Genomic DNA, 6,676 nt, shown 5'->3' on the forward strand with positions numbered 1-6,676 from the left:
AAAGAACGACGTATTGTGATAATGACTTGGGTATTTGCCTACCCATGTTCTACTCGACAAACAACGTGAACTCTACGAAAGTGAGATATGACTCCCTCGGTTGCGGCAAAACAACTAAACGAGGTGAGTTCCTAAATCTCTCTATTTTGCTTTCTAAGGCACTTTAATTTACTTCATGTAGGTAATATCAAAAAAACACCTAAAGTAGCTAAAAACCCTTATTTTTTGCATTTAAACGGTATATTTAACGAGTGTCTACGAGTGACACAAAGAAAAGTTGAGCCTCGACCCTCTGAAAAACTGCTTTAAAAAAATAAAAAAGACAAAAGGAATTAAATCAAATGCTGGTATTTGCACCTAGACCGAGCGAAGCGAGCAAAAAAGCTCTATGAGCGAAGCGAATTCATAGCCGCTTTTGCTTTTTTGAATCCTCGAAAGCAGTCACCAAAAAACAGCCCCCAAGACCGAGTGAAACGAGGTCAAAATGCCACGAGCGAAGCGAGTGCCATAGGGCTGTTTTTCACTCCCCTGCTCCTTTTTATTCTTTTAAGAAGCTTTTAAATACTTTTAGCCCCCCCTCAAAGCCACGTGTAACATGGCTTTCAAACTTTAAAAAAGTACAAACGCCAAGTATTAAAGTACAAACGCCAAGTTAAACACTGTTTAAAAAGTACAAACGCCAAGTTTAAAAAGTACAAACGCCAAGTATTAAAGTACAAACCTATGTATGTACTTTAATTTGTAAAAAAGTATTGACTCAAACAATGTACTTAGTATAAAAACAAACCGATTTATTATTTTTGAGCTGTTTATATGGCTGTAGATCTAAAGAAACATTATCCGAAAGATTGGGTTGTCTTACAAAACCGAGTTGCTGAATGCTTTCGTGGAATGAGCCTTGATGAAAAACGTCTTTTTATCATGTCTACGCCGCTTGCTAGAACAACACAAATATCAAGTAATGAACCTATTTTTATCTCATCTCATGAATTTTCACGTGAGTGTAATGTCGATCTTTCAACCGCATACACAGCACTAGAAACAGCGTCAGAGCGTCTTTTTACCCGATTTTTCGGATATACAGCACAAAATGGGGATCGGGTGAAAATAAGATGGTTGAACAAGGTTGTTTATAAAGTAGGGCAAGGGGGTTCAGAACTCTACTTTACTGATGAAGTCCTTCTTCTTCTTAGGGAGTTTGATGCTTTAAATCCTTATACAAAATATAAAAAAGAGGTTGTATTACGGCTCCGGAAAGACTACTCACTAGACATCTATCACTTAGCTAAGAAACATCAGGTGATGGGCGGTTTTCAAATCAGCCTTAATGATCTTTTTGAACAGCTTGGCTTACCTGAGTCGTATCAAGATTTAAGTAATTTAAAAAAAAGGGTAATTAAACCCTCATTAGATGAAATTAATCAAAATACGGATATTAACCTCAGCTATGAGAATATAAAGCAGGGGCGTTCTGTAGTCGGCTTTAAGTTCACTGTAAAAGAGAAACCAAAACCTAAAACTCTAACGACACAAGCTCGGGACCCGAACACAATAGATATGTTCTGCGATTTAACAGATGCTCAAATCAGCAAATATAGTGCTATTTTAAGTCGTGTAAGTGACATATCTGACCTTTCTACATTCCCGACATACGATGCTTTTACTCTGTTTATTGCCGGTATTTTGAGAGACCCAAAATCAGTACGTGAAGAAACTGCAAAACGGATATTTACAGCATTGCGTAAACATACTGATTTCAAAGGGTAATACCTATTTTCTTTCAAAAAAATAGGTGATCAAAGCAAGTATTCCCAAGGCTTTTGAGATTATTAAATAATCATCACTAGGTACAATATCGACATAGTGAAATGCTGTTAGCATCAACCAAAAGCCTAGGAAAAAAAATATAAACTTAGACTTAAATAAATGAGGGAGTTTTTTAAATATTTCAGCAGTTTTTAAGGTTGCAATATTCATATTAAGTGGTCGCGCTGGGCTGGACGGTAACCGAGTTCGCGGCGGGCAAGTACGACATCACCCGGCCCAAGGCGGCAGGCTGACCCCCCCCACTCTATTGTAAACAAGACATTTTTATCTTTTATATTCAATGGCTTATTTTCCTGCTAATTGGTAATACCATGAAAAATACCATGCTCAGAAAAGGCTTAACAATATTTTGAAAAATTGCCTACTGAGCGCTGCCGCACAGCTCCATAGGCCGCTTTCCTGGCTTTGCTTCCAGATGTATGCTCTTCTGCTCCTGCAGCTAATGGATCACCGCAAACAGGTTACTCGCCTGGGGATTCCCTTTCGACCCGAGCATCCGTATGATACTCATGCACGATCTTCATTCGAGCAACGGAGTTCTCTGTGTCTTTTAGCACCTCTTCATCGCGGCCTGCGCAAGTATCGGTCGCTCGTTCCTGGGCAGTCCTTGTTTGTCTGTCCATCCTGCAATTCCTCATCGCCGTCGACGTCACCGTGGTCAACGTGGCGCTGCCCTCTATCGGCAACGATCTGGGCGTTGATGCGCGCGGCCTGACATGGGTCGTCGTTGGTTACACCATCACAGGCGGTGGTCTGTTGATGCTTGGTGGACGTCTGGGAGACGTCTTCGGCCGCCGCCGCCTTCTGCTCATCGGAACCGCGATCTTCGGAGCGGCCTCGCTGATGGCGGGCCTCGCGGAGACCTTTCCGCTACTCGTCGGTGCAAGGTTGTTGCAGGGTGTAGGGGAAGCCCTCGCCCTGCCCGCTGCGATGGCGACCATCGTCCTGTTGTTTCCCGAAGGGCGGGCGCGCACCCGCGCCCTGAGCGTCTGGGCTGCGGTTGCGAGCTGCGGTCTTGTGCTGGGGTTCGTGCTCTCGGGAATCATCACCGAGTATCTCGGTTGGCGATGGATCTTCCTCATCGCCGTTCCGTTCGTCCTGTTCGTGCTGATCGCTTCTGTCGCCCTGCTACCTCGAGACCGATCACAGGAGCGCGCACCGTTGGATATTCTCGGATCGATTCTGCTGACGAGCGCACCGCTGCTGTTCGCTTTCGGAGTGGTGGAGGCCGGGGACAGCAATGGGGATGTGCCCTGGTCATCAATCGCTGCCCTGGTGGGAGCGGCAGCCGCCGCTGCATTGTTCGTCAAGGTGGAACGCCGAGCCGCAAACCCACTGGTTCCGCTGACCTTCTTCCGCAACCGGACACGAGTGCGAGCAAATCTTGCGACTGCACTGTTGAGCGCGGCGCTCTCAACGTCCTTTCTGCTGTTCACGTTCTATCTACAGGATGGACTCGGTCTCTCTCCGCTGGAATCCGGATTGCTGCTCCTGCCACTTGCGGTGGCACTAGTCGTCGCCGTGACCGTCGTACCTCGCCTCTTGGGGCGCTGGGGAGCGCGTGCTTGCATCGTCGTGGGACTGAGTTCCGCAGGGGCAGGCATGATCGTGATCGCGGCAGCCGCGCAGCTCGAAGCCCCCGCTTGGCTACTAACCCCCGCGATGCTCTTCATCGCCGCAGGAATGGGTTTCGGCCTCGTTGGATTGCAGTACGCGGCCGTGACCGAGGTCACCGACGATGATGCCGGAGTCGCATCCGGCGTACAGCGAGCCGCAGACCAGCTCGGTGGATCCGCAGGTGTCACGGTCTACGTGGGCCTGGGCTTCGCGTCGGCCCTTCACGGTGTATCACCCTATGTGCTAAGTAGCGGCCTCGCGATCATCGGCCTCTGCCTTGCGACCGCCATTGTCCAACGAATCGTAATCGTGACGCAGGAACAACAGACGAGGACATGAGCGTGCCGTCGTAACCCGATCCCGAAGTTCCCGATGAGGTGCTCCGTGGCGACGCCCGGCGACTCGTCAGTCAGCCCCGACCGGTGGTCGCGGGGCGCGCCCTTTGTTGCGCGCACCGCGACCATTCACCGCCCTCTCGGTCCGGTGGCGTATGACTGCGTCAAGGTGGAGGTGCGGGCGCTGGACAGCGAAACCGCCCGCCTGCTGCACCAGCGGCTGTGTGGCTGGATCGACCCCGGCAAAACCGGCAAGGCTTCCATAGATACCTTGTGCGGCTATGTCTGGCCGTCAGAGGCCAGTGGTTCGACCATGCGCAAGCGCCGCCAGCGGGTGCGCGAGGCGTTGCCTATTAAGTCCTGTTATTAAACCAAATATTTGTTAAATAGTTCGGTGTAAGTGTCTTGATTTACATCGTCTTTATTCAAATTGATTTGAACACTCTCATAAATCCTTCTTAAGAAAACATACTGAATAAAATCATCTGCATAATTCTTAATTCGGGGCAGGTAATTCAGCTCTAAAGGAATGTAGTAGTCCATTTTTCTAAAGTTTTTCCCTGTTTTTTTGAAGTGATAACTGACCGCATCAACAAACAATCGTCCGATCTGGTGCCGATTCCCTTTGAAGACTCCGTAAAATTTCAGATCATCATAAAATGACTGCAACTTAGACATGCCAACGCTTTTGTCATTATTTGAAATAAGTGTATTTATAATTTCAACATAGCTTTTTTTAATCAGCTGCACGCTAGGCTCATCAAATCGCCAAGTCCATGTATAGTTTTTTGCACTTTTCTCCGTATCAGGATAATTCTTTGATTTCTTTTTTGAGTGTGAAAGGCGCACCAGTTCAACATTTTTCCCATTTCCAAACGCAACTTTTAAAAAGGGCTTTTGTAAAACAAATTTGAATTTTTCATGGTCATTAAAATATGTCTGAATCAATGAAATTTGTTCTTGTTCTTCTTCTCGATTCCACGTTGTTTCAACTTCTGATATTCGCTGTTTGACTATTTTCTTTAATTGCCCCTCGCTTTTAAGAGTGTTGTATTCATTGCTTTTTGGAGTTGTCACAAACAGCCAAAATTCCCATATATCTTGGTCATAACGCTTTTGAATAATTAAATCCGCAATAGGCTCATTTTTTTTATTTAAACGATAAGTCCTTTGTCGTGGGCTTAAATCTAAAGAATATTTTTGGCTGAGTTTTTTTATGAGTTTTTGGATTTTATCTGCAAACATCGTGTTATCAGATTCAATAGTAAAGTGACTATAGAAATACGCACCGTTTGCAACTTTATCTACAATTTTTTGCGCTGTATAACGACTGTTCGGGCTGTAATGAATCATTTTATTGTTACCAAGCAATATTTGTTCAATTGTCATCAAACAATATTCTAAAAAGTCCTATGTAATCAAGCAATATTTATTCTAACTAAAAGCTATATTTTATAATGCTTTCAACGATTTTGATTTTTTACCAATGCCAAAGGCATTGGTCGGACTTAATTGACACAATTTGTCATCGTGCAATCAAGTGGTTCCTAGGTGACGGAATTTACATCTGTTTTTGCTTGGTTTATAGTCGCAATATTCATTGACTTAAAGCAGTCTGACCAACTGCCTGACCATTTTCGTTTTAGCGATTTTGAGCAGGCAACAGCCTGCTTAAAGCCATGTTTTTTTAGATAGCGCACAATTCAGAACTAGCCATTTTGAGTTGACCGATTGAGCGTACTACTGGAGAAATCCCGTTCGGTACGATCTGATGGGCGCTAGGGAGTTGTAATACTCCTTTTCGATCCAATCCGTTGTAAACGGGGTTGGGCGACAAGGACACGGGAGCCTATAAACAATCGAATGATTGTGAAGTGGTCGTGAGGTTAGATATAGCCTGACTAGATACAATTTTTTTTGTATTGAAACCCTGTTTTAACGATTACCGTGAGACCCTGACAGGATGTTAAGGGTCACTAATAACGGCAATGTGTTGCGGCAAATGCACTCTAAGAGGGAAGCGCAGCTCATTGGCACAACTGATGGCGTTTGAGGTAACAGCAATGTTACAGGCTAGCTGAGGAGAAATCTGGAAGCAGCGGCACCACTGAGTGAGATCATCTCAAGCAAAGTGGGTCAACGGATAGCTTAAACAGTATACATCCGGAAGCATAAACCGGAGACACGTGTAGATTAAGAGCCATACGCTCAGATTTTGTCTCAAAGTCATATCCACCAAATCTAAGGAACCGCGTGGTGGGGAAAATGGAAGCACTGACAGACAAAAGAGCATTGGCGTTCAATTGCTAAGATCGTTAGAAATAACTTGGGAATCTCCATGCTTAGACATTGAGTTGTCACGGCAAGGCATGGAGAGGGAGAGAGGATGAGTAGGTCGTATAAGTTATGAAAATAACGAAGTCGATGCTGTATTAAACATTGCGAACTCACCAGTGGCGTGGCTGCTAAGGGTGGTAAAGGGAGTAGTGTTGTCGAAAATCCGAGTCGGTTTTATGTTGTTATCTAAAAAAGCGAAACATAGCTAAAAATGGTTTGGTCGCCATTGTTTGTTCTGATAGGTCGGGATTGGTCTCCCGATCTAAGTCAGGACTAAGCAAACGTTAATGAAAGAAAAGAAAATACGGCAGCATAGTCTTGTGTACTGCATGATTTTTTTCATAGTTTCAATTCTAACTAATTGAATATTTAACTAATTTAGAAAAATTAGCGGGAGTCCTCGTTAAGATGAGTTTTTTCCATTCTTTAGTATAAAGAACGACGTATTGTGATAATGACTTGGGTATTTGCCTACCCATGTTCTACTCGACAAACAACGTGAACTCTACGAAAGTGAGATATGACTCCCTCGGTTGCGGCAAAACAACTAAACGAGGTGA

Annotated in this window: 4 protein-coding genes and 2 pseudogenes; 4 read left to right on the forward strand and 2 right to left on the reverse strand. The window is 44.8% G+C overall.

All coding sequences use genetic code 11. The features are described from left to right. Positions 1–813 precede the first annotated feature (813 nt). Positions 814–1,767: a replication initiation protein gene (locus FTV43_RS14170; protein WP_179991697.1), complete on the forward strand. Its 954-nt coding sequence runs from the start codon at positions 814–816 to the stop codon at positions 1,765–1,767. 3 nt (positions 1,768–1,770) lie between these two features. On the opposite strand, the gene FTV43_RS14175 is transcribed toward FTV43_RS14170, so the two are convergent. Beyond that, positions 1,771–1,977 (reverse strand): hypothetical protein, encoded by a 207-nt coding sequence (locus tag FTV43_RS14175; RefSeq protein ID WP_179991696.1) that lies wholly within the window; start codon positions 1,975–1,977, stop codon positions 1,771–1,773. Between the two features lie 5 nt (positions 1,978–1,982). Here FTV43_RS14175 and repC (FTV43_RS16275) point away from each other — a divergent pair. From repC (FTV43_RS16275) to repC (FTV43_RS16060), 3 genes and pseudogenes are all read left to right on the forward strand, one after another. After that, positions 1,983–2,060: pseudogene (repC, locus tag FTV43_RS16275) on the forward strand (replication protein C, IncQ-type); the annotation flags it as partial. 310 nt (positions 2,061–2,370) lie between these two features. Next, positions 2,371–3,783, forward strand: a complete 1,413-nt coding sequence (locus FTV43_RS14185; protein WP_199792616.1) for an MFS transporter — start codon at positions 2,371–2,373, stop codon at positions 3,781–3,783. Positions 3,784–3,816: 33 nt separating this feature from the next. Then, positions 3,817–4,131, forward strand: a pseudogene (repC, locus tag FTV43_RS16060) (replication protein C, IncQ-type); the annotation flags it as partial. A gap of 14 nt (positions 4,132–4,145) precedes the next feature. On the opposite strand, the gene FTV43_RS14195 reads toward repC (FTV43_RS16060), so the two are convergent. Next, on the reverse strand, positions 4,146–5,168 hold the full coding sequence (locus FTV43_RS14195) for a hypothetical protein (RefSeq protein ID WP_247166083.1): 1,023 nt from the start codon (positions 5,166–5,168) through the stop codon (positions 4,146–4,148). Positions 5,169–6,676: the final 1,508 nt, after the last annotated feature.

Source organism: Acinetobacter sp. YH16053 (genome assembly GCF_013417035.1).
Lineage (GTDB): Bacteria > Pseudomonadota > Gammaproteobacteria > Pseudomonadales > Moraxellaceae > Acinetobacter > Acinetobacter towneri.